This is a genomic window from Streptomyces huasconensis (genome assembly GCF_021028635.1).
Taxonomy (GTDB): Bacteria; Actinomycetota; Actinomycetes; order Streptomycetales; family Streptomycetaceae; genus Streptomyces; species Streptomyces huasconensis.
Genome location: NZ_CP086119.1, coordinates 6,353,476 through 6,372,735, shown reverse-complemented (window position 1 = coordinate 6,372,735; position 19,260 = coordinate 6,353,476). Strand labels below are relative to the sequence as shown.

The window sequence follows — 19,260 nt, the reverse complement described above, 5'->3', positions numbered from 1 at the left end:
GGCCGGCTCCCCGCGAGGGAGCCGGCCCTGGTGTGTGCCGAAGGCGAACCGCCGTATCCGCTAGGGGACTTCGATCCGTACCGCCGTCCGCTCGACGTCCCCGACGAGCCGGGCCTGGCGCAGGCCGGCCGTCGCGTACTCGGCCGCGCCGGCCCCCGACCGCACGGCCTCGGCGAAGTACCGTACGGCGTTGGCGAACTGGTCGTCCGCGGGGAGTGTGAACTCCTCGCGATGGTTCTGCCGCTCCACGCGCACCACCGGCTGGAACCCCGGGGGCGGGGTGAACGCCCGGTCCAGCAGCAGCCGCCCGGTGGTGCCCGCGAACTCGCAGCTCGTCCGGTAGGAGTGCTCCATCCCGAAGGTGAGGTCGGCCGTGGCCCCGGCGGGCGTGCAGGCGAGGATCCGCCCGGACACCACCGCGCCGGTACGGGCCCGTACCCGCAGCACCGCGTGGAGCACCTCCACGTCGGAGCCGAGGTGGTACAGCGCGGCGTGGATCGGATAGATGCCCATGTCCAGCAGGGCACCGCCGCCGACGTCGGGCCGGTAGCGGATGTCGCCGTCGGGCCGCGGCGGGATCGTGAACACGCTCGTGAAGTCGCGCACGTCGCCGATGACGCCGTCGGCGAGCAGTTTCCGTACGTGGGCGTGCTGCCCGTGGTGCGGGAAGGCGACGTTCTCCAGGAGCACGAGCCCGAGGGAGTCGGCGAGCCGCAGCAGCCGTCCAGTGCTCTCCGCGTCCCCGGTCAGCGGCTTCTCGGCCAGGACGTGCTTGCCCGCGCGCAGCGCCTTGCCGACCCACTCGGCGTGCAGCATCGCGGGCAGCGGGACGTAGACGGCGTCGATGCCGGGGGACGCGAGGAGCGCGTCATACCCCGCGATGGGCTCGCAGTCGAACGCGGCGGCGAACCGGGCCGCCTTCGCCCCGTCGCGGCTGGCGACGGCGGCCACCTCGACGCCGGGCGTGGCCGCCATCGCCGGGAGGGTACGGCGCCACGCGATGTCCGCACAGCCCAGGACGCCGCACCGCAGCGGGCGCGGCGTCGCCGCCCCACCGGTCATGCCGTGGCACCGGCGACGAGCGGCTGCCACCAGGAGGCGTTCTCCCGGTACCAGGCCACCGTCTCGGCGAGTCCGGACTCGAAGTCCCGCCGGGGGCGGTAGCCGAGTTCGGTGCGGGCCTTGTCGTCGTGGATCGAGTAGCGCCAGTCGTGGCCCTTGCGGTCCTCCACATGGCGCACCCGGTCCCAGCCGGCGTCGCAGGCCTTCAGCAGCAGCCCGGTCAGTTCGAGGTTGGTCAGCTCGGTGCCGCCGCTGATGTTGTAGATCTCGCCGGGGCGGCCGAGGGTGCGCACGAGGTCCACGCCGCGGCAGTGGTCCTCGACGTGCAGCCAGTCGCGTACGTTCTTGCCGTCGCCGTACAGCGGGACGTCGCCGCCGGTGAGCAGGCGCGCGACGAACAGCGGGATGACCTTCTCAGGGAACTGCCGCGGTCCGTAGTTGTTGCAGCAGCGGGTGACCCGGACGTCCAGGCCGTGGGTGCGGTGGTAGGAGAGGGCGATGAGGTCGGAGGACGCCTTGGACGCCGCGTAGGGGGAGTTGGGGCCGAGGAGGTCCTTCTCGGTGAAGGAGCCCGTCGTGATGGACCCGTAGACCTCGTCGGTGGACACGTGCACGAAGCGGTCGACGCCGTGGCGCAGCGCCGCGTCGAGGAGCGTGTGGGTGCCGGTCACATTGGTCCGCACGAATTCGTCCGCGCCGGCGATGGAGCGGTCCACGTGCGACTCCGCGGCGAAGTGCACCACCTGGTCGGTCCCGGCCATCAGCCGGCCGACCAGCTCGGCGTCGCAGATGTCGCCCTGGACGAAGGTCAGCCGCGGGTGGGTGAGGTCGAGGTTGTCGGTGCGGCCCGCGTACGTGAGTTTGTCGAGGACCGTGACGTGGGAGATCTCGGCCGCCGCGTTGTCGGCGCCGGGTGCGAGCAGTGCGCGTACGTAGGCGGAGCCGATGAAGCCCGCGGCGCCGGTGACCAGGAGACGCATCAGGCCTCCAGGAAGTTGTCGAGCGATGGGTTCAGGCGGTACTCCCGGGCGCTCTCCATGACGTACTGGCCGTAGGGGGAACTGCCCATCTCGGCTCCGAGGTCGTAGCAGGCGTCGGGCGTGATGAAGCCCATGTACATCGCGATCTCCTCGATGCAGCCGATGCGGGTGCCCTGGTGGTGCTGGATGGTGCGGACGAACCGGCCGGCGTCCAGGAGGCTTTCGTGGGTGCCGGTGTCCAGCCAGGTGACGCCCCTGCCGAGCCACGCCAGGTCGGCGCGCCCCTCCGCCAGGTACGCCCGCAGCACGTCGGTGATCTCCAGCTCGCCGCGGGCCGAGGGCTTCAGGTCGCGGGCGATCTCCGTCACGTCCGGGTCGAAGAAGTACAGGCCGGGGATCGCGAGGTTGGAGCGGGGGTGCTCCGGCTTCTCCTCGATGGAGACCAGCCGGCCCTTGGCGTCGATCTCGGCGACGCCGAAGTGCTGCGGTTCGGCGACCTGGTGGCCGAAGAGGACGCACCCGCGCATCTCCCGGGCGCTTCTGCGCAGGACGGCGGGCAGGTTGGCGCCGTAGAAGAGGTTGTCGCCCAAGATGAGGGCGCAGTCCTCCCCCTTGATGTGGTCGGCGCCGACGCGGAAGGCGTCGGCGATGCCGCGCGGTTCGTCCTGGACCGCGTAGTCGATGCGCATGCCGAGTCCGCTGCCGTCCCCGAAGAGCCTTCGGAACAGCTCGACCTCCGCGCCGCGGGCGATGATCAGGATGTCGTCGATGCCCGTAAGCATGAGCACGGACAGCGGGTAGTAGACCATGGGCTTGTCGTAGACCGGGGCGAGCTGCTTCGAGCCCACGAGGGTCAGGGGCCGCAGTCGCGTCCCGTTCCCGCCCGCCAGGACGATGCCCTTCACCGGACTGAGGCCGTACGACTGGGGCGTGCGGCCGCTCGGCGCGCCGCTCGGAACATCGGGTGGACCACGTCTCCTCCATCTGCGCGAGATCTCGGCGCTCCGTCGACCGCCGAGCCAAAGCTGGTGTGGCTCTACTCCGCTGCCGCTCCGCCCCCGGCGCGCCCGGCGCGGTCCCGCAGGATGGAGTCGGCTATCTCACCACTGCGTACGGCGATGTTCGACAGCAGGGACGACGTCAGCCCGTGGGTGTGCTCGGTACCGCCCTGGAGGTAGATGCCGGCGGCGAGTTCGGGGGTGGTGACGAGTCGGTAGTCGCGCTCCACCCGGTGCCGTCCCTGCTCGTCGCGCAGGCAGTGGCGGTCGAGGTCGCCGAGCAGGCGGCTCGGGTCCATGGCCTCGTAGCCGGTGGCGAAGACGAGCGCGTCGACGTCGAGTTCCTGCGCGCCGCTGTCGAGCAGCGACTCCAGCGACACACGTGTCTCGTTCCCGACCCGCTTGACCTCGTCGACCCGGGAGAGGTTGAGGAAGTGCAGGCGCTTGGTGGCGCGCACGTCCTCCTCGTAGGCCCGCCGGTGCAGGTCCCTGATGACCTCGTCGTCGACCACGGAGTAGTTCGTGTTCTTGTGGTACTGCCAGAAGGCTTCCCGCGTCCGGCCCGTGCCGAAGTAGTAGTCGTCGACCGCGCTCGGATCGAACACCTGGTTGGCGAAGGGTGTGTCGTCCGCGACGGAGTATCCGTAGGACGGCAGGACGGCGAAGACCTGGGCGTGCGGAAGAGCGTCGTACAGAAACCGGGTGATCTCGGCCGCGCTCTGGCCCGCGCCGACCACCGCCACCCTTTTCAGGTCGTCGGGGTTCAGCTGCCGGAACTTCGTCAGGAACTCCGAGCTGTGCCAGACGCGTTCGTCGCGGGCCACTCCGTCCGGCATGCGCGGCACCAGGCCCGTCGAGACGGCGACGTTGCGCGCGTTGACCAGCCGGGTGCGGCCCGTGTCCGCGTCCTCCACCTGGACCTGCACGTACGGGGACGGTCCGCCGGTCGCCTCCCGCGGCACCCTGATGCCGACGACGTTCGAGTGGTAGGAGACGGGGTGGGCGAGCTTCGCTGCGGCCCACTCCAGGTACTGGTGGAATTCCTGCCGCGTCGGGAAGAACGTCTGGGTGTTGACGAAGTTCGCCAGCCGGCCGGCATCGTGCAGGTACGACACGAAGCTGAACCGTGACACCGGGTTGCGGAAGGTGGCCAGGTCCTTCAGGAAGGACACCTGCATCGTCGTCGACGGCAGCAGCATGTTGCGGTGCCAGCCGAACGACGGCTGCCGCTCGAAGAACGCCGCGTTGACGGGACGCGCCGAGACATTGACCCCGTGCTCCTCCAGAGCGATGGCGAGCGACAGGTTGGACGGACCGAAGCCGATGCCGACCACGTCATGGATCTCTTGTGCACTGGTGACCATAGAAGTTTTCTCCCGCTGGCGTCGCTGCGACAGGACTTCCGCATCTTCGATGGGTGAATTGCGGCAACCAAAGGACCCCGCCCGGAATTCTGTCGATTCGCGGCGAGATCGTTTCTGATGCGGTCTCAGATGCTCGCGGAATGCCGCGACCGGCGATCCGGAAGTCACGTATTCAGTGGCGCACAGGAGACCATCGAGCCACCAACGTAGATGCCTGCGGAAAGCGTGGGCAAGAGCCCCGGCCCGTTACGTCATCACCCCGGCTGTCCCGTCGACAGGACAGCAAAGCGAATACCGGTGAGCCTGGTCGTTGCGTCCAATGGGTGGATACTCTGCCCCGACTTGGATCCGCACTAAGACCACTGACATCGAGGGGTGTGATTTCCGGGTGTTCGTTCCCAGTCACTACCGTGAACCGGACGGTTCATGGATGGTCGACCTGATCCGTGATAATCCGTTGGCACTGGCCGCCATCAACGGCAGCGCCGAAGACGGCCCCTTCGCCACGCACCTTCCCGTGATTCCGGACCCCCGGACGAGCGGAGAATGGACCGACGGCCTGACGGGCGCCACCCTGCTCGGGCACATGAACAGGGCCAATCCCCATTGGCGGACACTGGAGACGGGAGACACCATTCTGCTGGCTTTCACCGGGCCGCACGCCTACGTCTCGCCGTCGGTGTACGAGGTGACGCCGGCCGCGCCGACGTGGAACTTCACCTCGGTGCATGTGCGCGGTGTGGTGCAGAAGATCGATTCCCTTGAGGAGACCCTCGACGTCGTACGGGCCACCGCGCTCGCATTCGAGGGAAGATTCGGGGCCGGCTGGGACCAGTCGGAATCGCTCGACTACTTCCGCAGAATCGTCCCCGGCGTCGGCGCGTTCCGGGTGACGGTGAGCCGGGCCGAGGGGATGTTCAAACTCAGCCAGGAACAGCCGGCCGCAGTCCGTGAACGGGTGCAGAAATCGTTCGGCGGCAGCGAGTGCACCCGGCATCGGGAGACCGCCGAGCTCATGGGCCGACTGCCGCGGACGGGGCCCTGACCCCTTCGCGCGAGAGGCCCCCGGCCACTCGAACGGCATGCCGCGGGGCCCGCACTCCGGAGGGAGGCGGACCCCGCGGCCCGTTACCGACTCAGCCGATCAGGCACTGCTGCTGGCCCGCTCCCGCACCGCTGCCCGCCTGCTCCAACTGCTCCAACTGCTCCAGGTGCTCCAGGATCTGCTCGGCCGCGTTGTCGAGCGTGGCCATGACCCACTGGTCGAGCGCGACCCCGGACCGCTCCGCCGCCTTGTGCCACGACTGGAGCCGGCTGTCGGGCACGGCGAGCCGCCGGGTGGTCTCGGTCTGCGCCGCCTCCGGCTCCCCGCCGCCGCGGGCCACCCGCATGGCCCTGCGCAGTTGCTTGGTGCTCCACCCCTGCCGCTCGGCCCGGTCGAGCCACTGCTCCTGCTCCTCGGCGGGCAGGGAAGCCAGCTCGGCGTGGTGCTGGAAGCTCAGCGCGGAGCGACGCCGGTCGAGCGCGAACCGGCGGGACACCCATGCGTAGTTGCGCAGCGTCTGGTACTGGAGACCGGCGGCGCGCACTCCTCGCTCATACCGGTCGCGGTAGTGGTCCTTGCCGTACACGAGCCAGTCGCCGAGCCACCAGGACGACGAGTTGACGATGCCGGAGAGCTGACGCCCGGCCAGTTCCCAGTTCTCGAAGGTCAGACCGGCCGGTAGCTGCAATCCCACTTGTGTGGTCAACACCTGGCTGCGCCGGTGGTCCTCGCTGACGTTCCCCACTTGTCGCGGGATCGCGTCAACCCTTCTACGAAATAGTACAGACTTCGCTGTTTCGGATTTCGACATGCTTAATCCATCCCCGTTCCACTCGGCTGCATATTCCGCAGGTAAGCGGGTGCCGATGCGATACTCCGCACCAACGAGCCACATAGGACGCAACCACTCCGGCGGCTTGTCCGAGTAGATCTCAAGGGAAAGTCCAGGGCAAGCACACGGCTCTGCCCGGCCGTACTTATTGAAGTTCAAACGGCACAGACGCCTTCCGGCCGCCGTACCGGAATAGGAGGATCAGATTCCGGCACACCTGAGGCGCAGGAGGCGGTATTGACATACCGGGGCTGCCGGTGAACCGCACCATCAGCGCAGAAAATACCCTAAACCGTCGATTCGCCGCTTACCCCTCGGACCACCCCTGACGGGTGACCGGTCGGCGTGGGCGCGGTAAGCCGTGGGACACGCGCACGCACGGGGCCGGGGCACCCTCCATGCGCGCAAGAGACCGACAAGTAAGGGGTGACCTTGCGGATTGAAGCTGGCTAGAATTCCATCGACTTCGAGGCCGAGCGGCCAGGGTCAAGGGTGTTTCGCTGACGTCGACCTGAGAGAGCAGCGACGAGACACTTTGACTCAACGCGACGCTTTTCGGCCAAGTTACGTTCGTCAGTTGCGCCGCATCGGGATTCATGCTTCGTCCCTGCTGTCGTCGCGCTGATCGGAGTAGGGGGAATTGCGAATGACCAGGCCCGGCGCGACCGCGAGTGAGACATCGCCCGTCACCGACGACAGCACCACCTTGACCGCTTTCTCCGACGAAGTCTTCAGCAGCATCAGACGCGTCGACCAACGCAGATGGGCGCAGGCCTACTTGTCGGGTCTGCTCATCACACCCGGGCACAAGTCCGTACGTCGCCTGGCTCATTATGTTTCCACCTCCCCCACCGCCGCCCAGTCCCTGCGCCAGTTCGTCTCCACCAGTCCCTGGGGCTGGGATTCGGTCATGCGCAAGCTCACCCGCTGGGCCGAGAGGTACCGGCCCGCCTCGGCCTGGACGATCCATCGCGTCGTCATACCCAAGTCCGGCGAGCAGTCGGTCGGCGTGCACCGCTACTTCGACCCGCTCGCGAGCCGCACCCTCAACTGCCAGCTGGGCATCGGCGCGTTCCTCGCCATCGGCGCGGTCCAGGTGCCCGTCGACTGGCGGCTGCACCTGCCCGCGCCCTGGGCGGAGGACGGACAGCTGCGCCGACGCGCGCGCATCCCGGACACGGTGCGGTACCGGCCGGTGGGGGCGCAGATGCTCGACATCGTCGACACGCTGGCGAGCCGCACGGAGCGCCCGCGGGTCCCCATCGTGACCGACCTGAGCGACGCGCTGGACGCCGACTTCCTCCTGCGCGGACTCGACCGGCGGAACCGCGACTTCGTCGTCGCGCTCCCCCCGTATCTGAAGGTCCACCCGACCGGCGAAGGGGCCCTTCCCGGCAGGGGGCTCGTCGGCGCGGGTGACTGTGTGTCCGCCGCCCGTGCCGTCGACACCGTCACGGTCACCATGCCGGACACCCGGCAGCGGCCGGCGCAGGCCCGCTCCGCGCTGGTCCGGTTGCCCGGGGGCCGGGCGGCGGGGCCTCCACTCGGCCCGTTCCGGCTCGTCCGCGAGGTGGGGGCGGACGCTGCCGCGGGGCCGGTGTGGATCACGAACCTCACCGAAGCGCCCCTCGACGACGTCCTGTCGCTGGCCGCGCTGAGGGCGAGTGCGGCGGCCTCCATCGACACTTTGAAGCAGGACTTCGGCCTCGGTGACTTCGAGGGCCGCTCCTTTCCCGGCTGGTACCACCACATGACCCTCGTCTCCTCGGCGTACGCGTATCAGCACCTGGCGTCGGCCGCTTAGCGCCCGGCGTGGCCCTGCCGGAGCGGCCGGGCCACGCCGGGCGGCCGGGCCGCGGTGGGCCCTCATGAGAGTGCGGCCCTGGATGCCGCCGGGGGAAACGGATGTCCAGGGCCGCGGTACGGGTGGCGCCGTGGCGGCCGCGCCGGCCGGAGCCGTGTCCGCGCGGCCGGCCGGGCCTAGGAGGAGAAGTTGCGGTACTTGCGCACGGCCAGCGCGCGGCAGATCGCGATGATGAGGATCGAGTAGAGCAGCGAGGCCAGTACCGAGTGCTGCATCGGCCAGGCGTCGGACGTGCTCACCCCCGGGTTGCCGAACAGCTCCCGGCAGGCCTGCACCGTGGCGCTGAAGGGGTTCCAGTTGGCCACGTGCCGCATCCAGGGCGTCATCTGGCCCGGGTCCACGAAGGCGTTGGAGATGAACGACACCGGGAGGATCCACATCATGGGGGCGGAGGAGGCCGCCTCCGGGGTACGGACGGACAGGCCGGTCAGCGCGCCGACCCAGGTGAACGCGTACCCGAGCAGGAGCAGCAGGCCGAAGCCGGCCAGCGCCTTGAGCACGCCCTCGTGGAAGCGCCAGCCGACCAGCGCGCCCACGATCGCCAGGACCGCCACGGTGATCGACATCGCCACCACGTCGGAGAGGGTGCGGCCGGTGAGCACCGCGCCGCGGGCCATGGGCAGGGACCGGAACCGGTCGATGAGGCCCTTGCGCATGTCGTCGGCGATACCCGCGCCGGTCGCCACGGTGGCGAAGATGACCGTCTGGGCGAAGATGCCGGTGACCAGGAACTCGCGGTAGACACCGGTGTCCGTGGTGCCGCCGATGGTCATCGAGCCGGCGAACACGTACGAGAACATGACCACGAACATGAGCGGCTGGATCATCATGAAGATGATCATGCCCGGGGCCCGTGACATCCGGGTCAGGCCGCACTTGGCGATGACCAGCGAGTCGTGGACGGACAGGGCGATGCCGCTCCTGGTGCGCGGCACGGCGGACACCTGGGTGGGCACGGCGGTCTGGGCGGTGGGGGCGTGGGCGGTCACTTCGCACTCTCCTTCACGAGCTGGTCCTCGGAGCGGCCGTTCTCCTCGGCCTCGGCGGAGCGCCCGGTGAGCGAGATGAACACGTCATCCAGCGTCGGTCGGCGCAGCCCGATGTCGTCGATCGCGATACCCAGTTCGTCCAGGTCGCGGATGATGTCGGCGAGCAGCCGGGCGCCGCCGGTGACCGGTACGGTGAGCCGGCGCGTGTGGTCCTCGACCGCGACCTCACCGCTGCCGCGGTTCCTCAGCACCGCGCTCGCTCCGGCGATGTCGTCCCGCCGGTGGACGACCAGCGCGATCCGCTCGCCGCCGATCTGCGCCTTGAGCCGGTCGGAGGTGCCGCGGGCGATGACCCGGCCGTGGTCGATGACGCAGATGTCGTGCGCGAGGTGGTCGGCCTCCTCCAGGTACTGGGTGGTCAGCAGCAGGGTCGTGCCGCCCTTGACCAGCTCCTGGAGTACGTCCCACAGCGCCAGCCTGTTGGTGGGGTCCAGGCCCGTGGTGGGCTCGTCCATGACCATCACCGGCGGCTGGACGACGAGCGCGGCGGCGAGGTCGAGGCGTCGCCGCATGCCGCCGGAGTACGTCTGGGCGGCGCGGTCCGCGGCGTCGCCGAGGTTGAACCGCTCCAGCAGTTCGGCGGCGCGGGCCTTCGCGTCGCGTCGGGTCAACTGGTAGAGCTGGCCGACCATCTGGAGGTTCTCACGGCCGGTCAGGTAGTCGTCGACCGCGGCGAACTGTCCGGAGAGGCCGATGGAGCGGCGCACGTCGTCCGGGTTCTTGGTGACGTCGAAGCCGGCCACCGTCGCGTGCCCCGCGTCAGGTTTGAGCAGCGTGGTCAGCATGCGCACGACCGTGGTCTTGCCCGCGCCGTTGGGGCCGAGCAGGCCGAGCACGGTCCCCCTGGGGACGTCGAGGTCGACGCCGTCCACGGCCCGCACGTCACCGAAGTGCTTCACCAGGCCTTCGGCGTGGATGGCCTCTGGCATAAGAGATCTCCCCAGGTTCGAATGTGTTCGAGCATGCGCGGCCGTTCTCACAACAGGCAGACGGGGACGCCCAGTTGAGCAGGATCACGACAGTAGGAGACGCGATACATCGCGTCAAGTCGCGACCGCCGCTTTCGGTCAGCGCGCCGTCGGCGTCGTCGGCTTGAGGGAGGTGAAGGCCGCCAGGTCCCGCGTGATGGCCCGGACCACTTCCGGCTGCCGGTCCTGGAGGTAGAAGTGACCGCCCTCGAAGAAATCGGCCGTGAAGCGCGCCGTGGTGTGCTCGCGCCACCTGAGGACCCCGTCGCGCGGCACGTCCGTGTCGTGCTCTCCGCAGTAACTGCTGATGGGACAGGTGACCTTGCCGCCCGAGAGGTCCTGGTAGCTCTCCACCGCCTTCAAGTCCGCGCGCATCGGCGGGATGGCGGTGGCCAGGAACTCCTTGTCGGCCAGCAGGACGGGCGGTGTGCCCGCGAGCTCCGCCATGTGCGCGGTGATGCCGGCGTCGTCCATGCGGTGAACGCCCCGGTCCTGCCGGACGGACGGCGCTGCCCGCCCGGAGACGATCAGCCCGAGGGGACCGCGCCCCTGCCGCCGCTCCAGGCGCCGCGCGACCTCGTACGCCACGGCGGCTCCCATGCTGTGCCCGAACAGTGCCAACGGCCGGTCCCGCCAGGGCTCCAGGGCCTCGGCGGCCCGGTCCGCCAGCTCTCCGAGGTCGTCGATGGCGGGCTCGGCCAGGCGGTCCTGCCTGCCGGGGTACTGCGCGACCAGCACGTGACACGTGGCCGACAAGGCGCTCGACAGAGAGAAGTAGGCCGACGCGGAGCCACCGGCGTGCGGGAAGCAGACCAGGGTCAGACCGTCGCCCCGCGGCTCGTGGAACTGGCGCATCCAGTCGCTGGGCACGGTGTCGTGGCGGCGCGTGCTCTTCATCGCTATCGCTTCTTCCTGTCCTTCGTGCGCCGGTCCCGCCGGAAGAGGGCTCCGGGGCGTCCGGCGCGAGGGGGTTCGGGGGGGGACGGCGCGGTGGCATGACGGCGACGAGACATCCGGCGCGGGCACCGGGGAGGCGTCGGGGGGCGGTCAGCCGCGGTCGGGGGGTGCGGGCAGCCAGGGGGGGGCGGGGGTGCCATCACGCGGCGGACCGCGATCGTGCGGCGGGGGCCCGTGTCTCGTCCCGCGGGTCGCATCGAATTCACCGCGCATACGACGGATGGGCCGGGAATTCGCCCTGGGTAAAGGCGCGTTCGCAAACCGTACGGAATCCCGCGCCGCACCGGCGTCGGTATTTACGGTTCGGGATTCCGGCCGCACGCCGAATATACCTTCACGGGTGCTGACGAAGCACCCGGAAAGCACGTCGCAGGGACAACCGTCGCTTAAGCCGGCACGCCTGTCCCGTCAACGGGACAGGCGGACGGGACGACCACCGTCGGCAGGTGCGCGGGGCGCGCCCGGCCTCAGCCCCGCAGTTCCAGCGTGCAGCACTTGACGCTGCCGCCGGCCTTCAGCATTTCGGTCAGGTCGGCCCCGATGGGCGTGTAACCGCGCTCGCGCAGCTGCGCCGCGAGGCCGACGGCCTGCTCCGGCAGGACCACGTTGCGGCCGTCCGACAGGGCGTTCAGGCCGAAGACGGCGGCGTCGGCCTCGTCGGCCAGGATCGCGTCTGGGAAACGTTCCGCCAACACCGCCCTGCTCTCCGCGGAGAACGCCGCCGGGTAGTACATGACCTCCCCCTCCCCGAGCACGGCGAGCGCCGTGTCGAGGTGGTACCAGCGCGGGTCGACCAGCGTCAGGCTCACCACGGGCCGGCCGAAGAACTCGCGCATCTCGTCGTGTGCCCGCAGGTCGGAGCGGAAACCACTGCCGGCGAGGATCTCCCCGCCCACGTAGAGGAAGTCGCCCTCGCCCTCGTTGACGTACTCGGCCTGCCGGACCTCGGACCAGTCACCGCGGCCGAACCACTCCAGGTACGCGGCCGCCTCGTCGACGCGCTGCGCGTGCCGGAAGCGGGCGACGAGCACCTTGCCGTCCACGACGGTGGCGCCGTTCGCGGCGAACACCATGTCGGGCAGCCCCGGCACCGGATCGATGACCTGTACCTCGTGGCCCAGACCCACGAACGTGTCGTGCAGCCGCTTCCACTGCCCCAGACCGGTCTCCGCCGAGGTAGGTCTGCTCGGATCCATCCACGGGTTGATCGAATACGTGACGTCGAAATGCGTGGGGCGGCACATCAGATAACGCCGCGGTGACGCCGCACGGGCGCTGTTCGTGGACCGTTCCATATTTATGTGCGACACCTTGATCCCGTCCTGTCTGCGGAAATTCCTGGAACATTGAAGCAGCACGGATACGGGATCGGCGAGGCGTTACCGTGAATAAGCGAGGGCAGGGCAATCGCCCCGCCCGCTTCGAATTCCTGTTTTCCGCCCGTCGGCGGTTCTCAGTCCAGGACCGCCACCCCGTCCAGCTCGACCAGCGCTTGATCGTCCCACAGCCGTACGGCGCCCACCACCGCCATCGCGGGGTAGTCGCGGCCCGCCAACCGCCGCCAGATGCGGCCCAGTTCGGGCGCGTGCTGGCGGTAGTCGGCGACGTCCGTGGCGTAGACGGTGACGCGCGCGAGGTCGGCGGGGGTGCCTCCGGCGTGGCGCAGGGCGGTCAGGAGGTTGGTGAGCGCCCGCTCGAACTGTGCGGGCAGACCGGCTCCGACGACCTTGCCGTCGCCGTACAGGGCGGTCTGCCCGGCGAGGAAGACCAGGCGGGACCCGGTCGCGGTGACGGCGTGCGAGAAGCCGGTGGGCGGGGAGAGTTCGGCGGGGTTCACGCGGTGCAGGGTCATGCGGGCGGCTCCTTCTCGGAGGTCTGCGCGGAGTACAGCTCCTTGGCGATGATCGTGCGCTGGATCTCGCTCGCCCCTTCATAGATCCGGGGCGCCCGCACCTCACGGTAGAGGTGCTCCAGGAGATGACCGCGCTGGAGCGCGCGGGCGCCGTGCAGTTGGACCGCCGCGTCGACGACGTACTGCGCGGTCTCCGTGGCGAGCAGCTTCGCCATGGCGGCCCGCCGCGCGATGCCGGGACCCCGGGCCGCCTCCGCCCCCTCCGAGCCCTCCGCCGCCTCCGCGCCCGCTGTGGCCTGTTCGTCGTACGCCGCCGCTGCCGCGTAGACCATCAGGCGGGCCGCCTCCGTGCGCGTGGCCATCTCGGCGACCTGGTGCGCGACGGACTGGAGGTCCTTCAACTTGCCGCCGAACGCGTCCCGTTCGGCGGTGTGGGCGAGGCTCGCGTCCAGCGCGGCGGCGGCCATGCCGACCGCGAAGGCGCCGACGCTCGGGCGGAACCGGTTCAGGGTGGTCATCGCGACCCGGAACCCCCGGTCGGTCTCGCCCAGGACGTCGTCGCGGCCGACCCGTACGCCGTCGAAGGCCAGGGCGCCGATCGGGTGCGGGGAGAGCATGTCGAGGGCCGTGCCCGTCAGGCCCGCCCGGTCGGCGGGGACCAGGAAGGCGGTGACGCCGCGGGCCCCGGCGTCCGGGGACGTACGGGCGAAGACGGTGTAGAAGTCGGCTTCCGGGGCGTTGGAGATCCAGCGTTTCTCGCCCGTGAGGCGCCAGCCTTCGGAGCCGTCCGGCTCCGCCGCCAGGGTCAGGGCCGCGGCGTCGGAGCCCGCGCCCGGTTCGGAGAGCGCGAAGGCGGCGACCGCCCGCCCGGCGCGGGCCTCGGGCAGCCAGCGCGCGCGCTGCGCCGCGGAGCCGTAGGCGTGCACGGGGTGGGCGCCGAGGCCCTGGAGCGCGAGGGCGGTCTCGGCCTCCGTGCAGGCGTAGGCGAGGGACTCGCGCATCAGGCAGAGGCCGAGGGCGCCGGACGTCGCGCGCCCGGCCCCTCCCCGGTCACCGGGCTCCTCGAACAGGCGGTCCAGCAGGCCCAGTTCACCCAGCGCCTCGACCAGGGGCCGGTTCACATGGCCCGGCTCGCCCTTCTCCGCCAGGGGGCGCAGCCGCTCGGCGGCGAGGACGCGCAGCTCCGCGCACCAGGCACTTTGTCCTGGGTCGAGGGAGAATGTGGTCATCGCGAGCCCCTCCTTTATCGCGCACCGTTGACTGCCGTCACCAACACGATACGCTCGTGAGGCGAGCCCACCACAGCGCCCGACCGGCAGGCAAGGGGGCAGAGCCGCCATGGAACCCAACGGCAATCCGGGGCTGACACCGTCCGGCCACGTCGACACCTTCGCCCGGGACCATCTCCCCCCGCGTGAGCAGTGGCCCGCGCTCGTCCACGACCGCCCCGAGCTGCACTACCCCGCCCGCCTGAACTGCGGCACGGAGCTACTGGACCGGACGGCGGACCGGCTGGGCGCCGAGCGGCCGGCCTTCCACACCGCGTCCGGCGAGACCTGGACGTACGGCGGTCTGCGCGGCCACGTCGACCGCGTCGCGCACACGCTCACCTCCGAACTCGGCATACGCCCCGGCGAGCGCGTGCTGCTGCGCGGGCCCACCACGCCCTGGCTCGCGGCCTGTTGGCTGGCGGTGATGAAGGCGGGCGCGGTCGCGGTGACCGTCCTCGCCCAGCAGCGCGCGCCGGAGCTGGCCACCATGTGCGAGATCGCCGAGGTGCGGCACGCGCTGTGCGACGTCCGCGCGGTGGACGACCTCATCAAGGCCGGTGTGCCGGGCCTGCGCGTCACCACGTACGGCGGTGAGGGCCCCGACGACCTGCTGGCGCGCACCGCCCGGCAGCCCGAGCGGTACGAGGCGGTGGACACGGCGGCCGACGACGTGGCGCTGATCGCCTTCACGTCCGGCACGACGGGCCGCCCCAAGGGCTGCATGCACTTCCACCGCGATGTGCTCGCCATCGCCGACACCTTCGCGCGGCACGTCCTCAAGCCGGTCCCCGACGACGTGTTCGCGGGCAGTCCGCCGCTCGGCTTCACGTTCGGGCTCGGCGGCCTCGTCATCTTCCCGCTGCGCTTCGGCGCCTCGTCCGTGCTGCTCGAACAGGCGGCGCCCAAGCAGCTGCTGCCCGCGATCGGGCGGCACGGCGTCACCGTCCTGTTCACCGCGCCGACCGCGTACCGCACGATGCTGGACCAGCTCGACGGCCACGACATCTCCTCGCTGCGGCGCTGCGTCTCGGCGGGCGAGAACCTGCCCGCGGCGACCTGGCGGGCGTGGCACGAGCGCACCGGGCACCGCGTCATCAACGGCATCGGCGCCACCGAGCTGCTGCACATCTTCATCTCCGCCGCCGACGACGCGATCCGGCCGGGTACGACGGGGCTGCCCGTGCCGGGCTGGCAGGCGCGCGTGGTGGACGGTTCCGGCGCGCCGGTGCCGGACGGCGAGCCGGGGCTCCTCGCGGTGCGCGGGCCGGTCGGCTGCCGCTACCTCGCCGACGACCGCCAGCTCCAGTACGTGCGCCACGGCTGGAACATCACCGGCGACACATACGTCCGCGACGCCGACGGCTACTTCCGCTACGTCGCACGCGCCGACGACATGATCATCTCGGCCGGGTACAACATCGCGGGCCCCGAGGTGGAGGAGGCGCTGCTGCGCCACCCCGACGTCGCGGAGACGGCCGTCGTGGGGCGCCCCGACGAGCGGCGCGGGCAGGTGGTCGTGGCGTACGTGGTCCTGCGCGCGGGCGCGCCACGGGACGCGGAGCGGCTGCGCGCGTTCGTGAAGGCGGAGCTGGTCCCCTACAAGTGTCCGCGCGAGATCGTCTTCCTCGACGCGCTGCCGAGGACGGCGACGGGCAAGCTGCAGCGGTTCCGGCTGCGTACGCCGTCCGCCGCCGGCCCCTCGGCGGAGCCGGGCCCGTAAAGTGATCACGTGTCCGAGCAGCACACTCCACGGTCCCTGATCGTCACCTTCTACGGCGCCTACGGCCGGGCGGCGCCCGGCCCCGTGCCGGTCGCCGAGCTGGTGCGCCTCCTCGCGCCGGTCGGCGTCGACGCGCCGTCGGTGCGCTCGTCGGTGTCCCGGCTCAAGCGGCGCGGGCTCCTCGTACCGGCGCGTACGGCGTCGGGTGCGGCGGGGTACGCGCTGTCGCCGGAGGCCCGGCAGCTCCTGAAGGACGGCGACCGGCGCATCTACGGCCCGGCCGGCTCGCGGGAGGGTACGGGCTGGGTCCTCGCCGTGTTCTCCGTGCCCGAGACGGAGCGGCACAAGCGGCACGTGCTGCGGTCCCGTCTGGCGGGGCTCGGCTTCGGGACGGCGGCGCCGGGCGTGTGGATCGCCCCCGCGCACCTCTACGAGGAGACCCGGCACACCCTGGAGCGGCTCCAACTCGCGCCGTACGTCGACCTGTTCAGGGGCGAGCACCTCGGGTTCGCGGCGACGGCGGAGGCGGTGGGCCGCTGGTGGGACCTCACCTCGCTGGCCAAGCAGCACGAGGCGTTTTTGGACCGGCATGGGCCGGTGCTGCGCTCCTGGGAGGCGAGGGGGGAGACGGCCCCGCCGCCCGAGGAGGCGTACCGCGACTACCTCCTGGCCCTCGACTCATGGCGACGCCTCCCGTACGCCGACCCGGGCCTGCCCGCCGGGCTGCTGCCGACGGACTGGCCGGGCGCGCGGTCGGCCGCGGTGTTCGCCGGGCTCGACGGGTTGCTGCGGGAGGCGGGTGCGCGCTTCGTGTCGCCCGGGGCCGATTCTGAGTGTTCGTCAACTCCGTAGCGACAAGCGTGGTTTCGGTGCGTCCGTGCGGCCGGTCTGGGGGCGGCGGCTGCCCGCGCGGTACGGGAGCGGCCAGACGACGCCCGGGCCCGCGTACCCCTGTTCGGCCGCCGCGTGCAGGGTCCAGTGGGGGTCGTAGAGGTGGGGGCGGGCCAGGGCGCAGAGGTCGGCGCGGCCCGCGAGGAGCAGGGAGTTGACGTCGTCCCAGGAGGAGATGGCGCCGACCGTGATGACGGGGATGCCGGTGCGGTTGCGGATGAGGTCGGCGTACGGCGTCTGGTAGGAGCGGCCGTACGCGGGGCGTTCGTCCGCGACCACCTGGCCGGTGGAGACGTCGATCGCGTCGGCGCCGTGGGCCGCGAAGGCGCGGGCGATCTCCACGGCGTCCTCGGCCGTGGTGCCGCCGTCGGCCCAGTCGGTGGCCGAGATGCGGACGGTCATGGGTTTGCCGTCGGGCCATACCTCCCGTACGGCGTCGAAGACCTCCAGGGGGAAGCGGAGCCGGGCGGTGAGGGTGCCGCCGTACGCGTCCGTGCGGTGGTTGGTCAGCGGGGAGAGGAAGCCGGAGAGCAAGTAGCCGTGGGCGCAGTGGAGTTCGAGGAGGTCGAAGCCCGCGCGGTCGGCGCGGCGGGCCGCCGCGACGAACTGTTCGCGGATCTCGGTGAGTCCGGCGCGGGAGAGTTCCCGCGGGGTCTGACTGTGCGGTGTGTACGGGAGCGGGGAGGCGGCGGAGAGCGGCCAGTTGCCGCCCGGCAGGGGGTCGTCGATGCCTTCCCACATCGGTTTCGTGGAGCCCTTGCGGCCCGAGTGGCCGAGCTGGACGCCGATCGCCGTGCCCGGAGCCTGGGCGTGTGCGAAGTCGGTGATCCGGCGCCAGGCGTCGGCCTGTTCGGCGGTGTAGAGGCCGGCGCAGCCGGGGGTGATGCGGCCGGGTGCGCTGACGCAGACCATCTCGGTCATGACCAGGCCCGCGCCGCCCAGGGCGCGTGCGCCGAGGTGGACGAGGTGGAAGTCGCCGGGGACGCCGTCGAGAGCGGAGTACATGTCCATCGGGGAGACCACGACGCGGTTGCGCAGGGTGAGGTCGCGGAGGGTGAAGGGCGTGAACATGGGGGGCGTGCCGTCGGGGCAGCCGAACTCGCGCTCCACGGAGCGGGTGAACTCGGCGTCGCGCAGGCGGAGGTTGTCGTGGGTGACGCGGCGGCTGCGGGTCAGGAGGTTGAACGCGAACTGGCGGGGCGGCTGGTCGAGGTGGTCGGGCAGGCGCTCGAACCACTCCAGGCTGGCGCGGGCGGCGCGCTGGGTGGACTCGACGACGGGGCGGCGTTCGGCCTCGTACGCCTGGAGGGCGCTCGGGATGTCGGGCTGTTCCTGGAGGCAGGCGGCGAGCGCCAGGGCGTCCTCGACGGCGAGCTTGGTGCCGGAGCCGATGGAGAAGTGGGCGGTGTGGGCGGCGTCGCCGAGCAGGACCGTGTTGCCGTGCGACCAGCGGGAGTTGACGACGGTGCGGAAGGTGGTCCAGGCGGAGTTGTTGCCGCGCAGGGGGCGGCCGCCGAGCGCCTCGCTGAAGATCTTGGCGCAGCGGTCGGTGGACTCGCGTTCGCCGAGGCCGTCGAAGCCGGCCGCTTTCCAGACCTCCTCGCGCATCTCGACGATGACGGTGGACGCACCAGAACCGGAGGCGGAGAAGGGGTAGCCGTGCAGCTGCATCACGCCGTGCTCGGTCTCGGCGATCTCGAAGCGGAAGGCGTCGAAGGCGAAGTCGGCGGCGAGCCAGATGTAGCGGCAGCGGTGGGTGGTGATGGCCGGCTGGAACGCTTCGGCGTGCGCCTCGCGGGTGAGGCTGTGCACGCCGTCGGCCGCGACGACGAGGTCGTACGCCGTGGCGAGTTCGGCGGCGGGCGGTGCCTCGGTACGGAAGCGCAGCTCGACGCCGAGGTCGCGGCAGCGGGCGTGCAGGATCTCCAGGAGCCGCCGCCGCCCGAGCGCCGCGAAGCCGTGGCCGCCGGAGGTGTGCCGCCGGGCGCGGTGCACGATGTCGATGTCGTCCCAGCGTACGAACTCGGCCTGAAGGGCGGTATAGACGGCGGGGTCGGCGTGCTCGATGCCGCCGAGCGTCTCATCGGAGAGGACGACCCCGAAGCCGAAGGTGTCCTGCGGGGCGTTGCGCTCCCAGACGGTGACCTCGCGGGCCGGGTCGAGCCGCTTCAGCAGGGCGGCGGCGTAGAGCCCCCCGGGGCCGCCACCGATGACGGCGATGCGGTGGGGGCGGGCTTCCGCGCCCCCGGCCTCGGCGGGAGCAGGGACCGCTTGCGCCGAGGCCGGGGGCGTGGCCTCGGCGCCCACGTCCCGCGCGAACCGTCTGGCCGCCGCAGCGCCTTCGGTCACGGGGAGACCCCCGTCGCGGGCGGGGACAACGGCCCCGCGACCGTGCCCGGACCGCCCC

17 protein-coding genes are annotated in these 19,260 nt (G+C 71.2%); 4 read left to right on the top strand and 13 right to left on the bottom strand.

From position 1 onward, the window contains the following. Positions 1–60: 60 nt before the first annotated feature. From J2N69_RS28790 to J2N69_RS28775, 4 genes are all read right to left on the bottom strand, one after another. Entirely contained in the window at positions 61–1,062 is a 1,002-nt protein-coding gene (locus tag J2N69_RS28790; RefSeq protein WP_269075641.1) for a Gfo/Idh/MocA family protein, read from the bottom strand. Then, the gene (gene rfbB / locus J2N69_RS28785; protein ID WP_230903279.1) at positions 1,059–2,042 is read right to left on the bottom strand and encodes a dTDP-glucose 4,6-dehydratase; all 984 of its coding nucleotides are present in this window, start codon (positions 2,040–2,042) and stop codon (positions 1,059–1,061) included. Before rfbB ends, J2N69_RS28790 begins: the two co-directional genes overlap by 4 nt. Further along, positions 2,042–2,947, bottom strand: a complete 906-nt coding sequence (gene rfbA, locus J2N69_RS28780; RefSeq protein ID WP_230903278.1) for a glucose-1-phosphate thymidylyltransferase RfbA — start codon at positions 2,945–2,947, stop codon at positions 2,042–2,044. Before rfbA ends, rfbB begins: the two co-directional genes overlap by 1 nt. A gap of 131 nt (positions 2,948–3,078) precedes the next feature. Beyond that, a complete protein-coding gene (locus tag J2N69_RS28775; RefSeq protein WP_230903277.1) occupies positions 3,079–4,404 on the bottom strand; it encodes a lysine N(6)-hydroxylase/L-ornithine N(5)-oxygenase family protein in 1,326 nt (441 codons plus the stop codon). 388 nt (positions 4,405–4,792) lie between these two features. Between J2N69_RS28775 and J2N69_RS28770 the strand changes: the two genes are divergently transcribed. Next, positions 4,793–5,449, top strand: coding sequence for an FMN-binding negative transcriptional regulator (locus J2N69_RS28770; protein ID WP_269075640.1), 657 nt, complete (start codon positions 4,793–4,795; stop codon positions 5,447–5,449). A 91-nt stretch (positions 5,450–5,540) separates the two neighbouring features. Here J2N69_RS28770 and J2N69_RS28765 read toward each other — a convergent pair whose 3' ends face one another. Both J2N69_RS28765 and J2N69_RS28760 read right to left on the bottom strand, forming a co-directional pair. Further along, complete coding sequence (locus J2N69_RS28765) at positions 5,541–6,143, bottom strand: LmbU family transcriptional regulator (RefSeq protein ID WP_230903275.1); 603 nt, start codon at positions 6,141–6,143, stop codon at positions 5,541–5,543. A gap of 732 nt (positions 6,144–6,875) precedes the next feature. Further along, positions 6,876–7,022 carry a hypothetical protein gene (locus J2N69_RS28760; protein ID WP_230905033.1) on the bottom strand — a complete coding sequence of 49 codons (147 nt, stop codon included), beginning with the start codon at positions 7,020–7,022 and terminating at the stop codon, positions 6,876–6,878. Between J2N69_RS28760 and J2N69_RS28755 the strand changes: the two genes are divergently transcribed. Beyond that, a complete protein-coding gene (locus J2N69_RS28755) occupies positions 6,988–8,085 on the top strand; it encodes an IS701 family transposase (RefSeq protein ID WP_230904918.1) in 1,098 nt (365 codons plus the stop codon). The genes J2N69_RS28760 and J2N69_RS28755 overlap by 35 nt on opposite strands. Before the next feature lie 176 nt (positions 8,086–8,261). Here J2N69_RS28755 and J2N69_RS28750 read toward each other — a convergent pair whose 3' ends face one another. The 6 genes from J2N69_RS28750 to J2N69_RS28725 all read right to left on the bottom strand — a co-directional run bounded on the left by J2N69_RS28750 (position 8,262) and on the right by J2N69_RS28725 (position 14,200). After that, positions 8,262–9,101, bottom strand: a complete 840-nt coding sequence (locus tag J2N69_RS28750) for an ABC transporter permease (RefSeq protein WP_230904917.1) — start codon at positions 9,099–9,101, stop codon at positions 8,262–8,264. A gap of 29 nt (positions 9,102–9,130) precedes the next feature. Then, positions 9,131–10,123, bottom strand: coding sequence for an ATP-binding cassette domain-containing protein (locus J2N69_RS28745; RefSeq protein WP_230903274.1), 993 nt, complete (start codon positions 10,121–10,123; stop codon positions 9,131–9,133). A gap of 138 nt (positions 10,124–10,261) precedes the next feature. Next, the gene (locus J2N69_RS28740) at positions 10,262–11,059 is read right to left on the bottom strand and encodes a thioesterase II family protein (protein ID WP_230903273.1); all 798 of its coding nucleotides are present in this window, start codon (positions 11,057–11,059) and stop codon (positions 10,262–10,264) included. A 527-nt stretch (positions 11,060–11,586) separates the two neighbouring features. Next, positions 11,587–12,414: a dimethylargininase gene (gene ddaH / locus J2N69_RS28735; protein ID WP_230903272.1), complete on the bottom strand. Its 828-nt coding sequence runs from the start codon at positions 12,412–12,414 to the stop codon at positions 11,587–11,589. A 158-nt stretch (positions 12,415–12,572) separates the two neighbouring features. After that, positions 12,573–12,971 carry a RidA family protein gene (locus J2N69_RS28730; protein WP_230903271.1) on the bottom strand — a complete coding sequence of 133 codons (399 nt, stop codon included), beginning with the start codon at positions 12,969–12,971 and terminating at the stop codon, positions 12,573–12,575. Beyond that, positions 12,968–14,200 (bottom strand): acyl-CoA dehydrogenase family protein, encoded by a 1,233-nt coding sequence (locus J2N69_RS28725; protein WP_230903270.1) that lies wholly within the window; start codon positions 14,198–14,200, stop codon positions 12,968–12,970. The genes J2N69_RS28730 and J2N69_RS28725 overlap by 4 nt, the downstream gene beginning before the upstream one ends. A gap of 109 nt (positions 14,201–14,309) precedes the next feature. On the opposite strand from J2N69_RS28725, the gene J2N69_RS28720 reads away from it, so the two are divergent. Both J2N69_RS28720 and J2N69_RS28715 read left to right on the top strand, forming a co-directional pair. Beyond that, on the top strand, positions 14,310–15,962 hold the full coding sequence (locus J2N69_RS28720; protein WP_272595847.1) for an AMP-binding protein: 1,653 nt from the start codon (positions 14,310–14,312) through the stop codon (positions 15,960–15,962). Positions 15,963–15,971: 9 nt separating this feature from the next. Continuing rightward, a complete protein-coding gene (locus J2N69_RS28715; RefSeq protein ID WP_230903269.1) occupies positions 15,972–16,814 on the top strand; it encodes a PaaX family transcriptional regulator in 843 nt (280 codons plus the stop codon). Here J2N69_RS28715 and J2N69_RS28710 read toward each other — a convergent pair. Next, on the bottom strand, positions 16,803–19,073 hold the full coding sequence (locus tag J2N69_RS28710; RefSeq protein ID WP_230904915.1) for a bifunctional salicylyl-CoA 5-hydroxylase/oxidoreductase: 2,271 nt from the start codon (positions 19,071–19,073) through the stop codon (positions 16,803–16,805). The two genes, J2N69_RS28715 and J2N69_RS28710, sit on opposite strands and share 12 nt — an antisense overlap. Between the last annotated feature and the right edge of the window lie 187 nt (positions 19,074–19,260).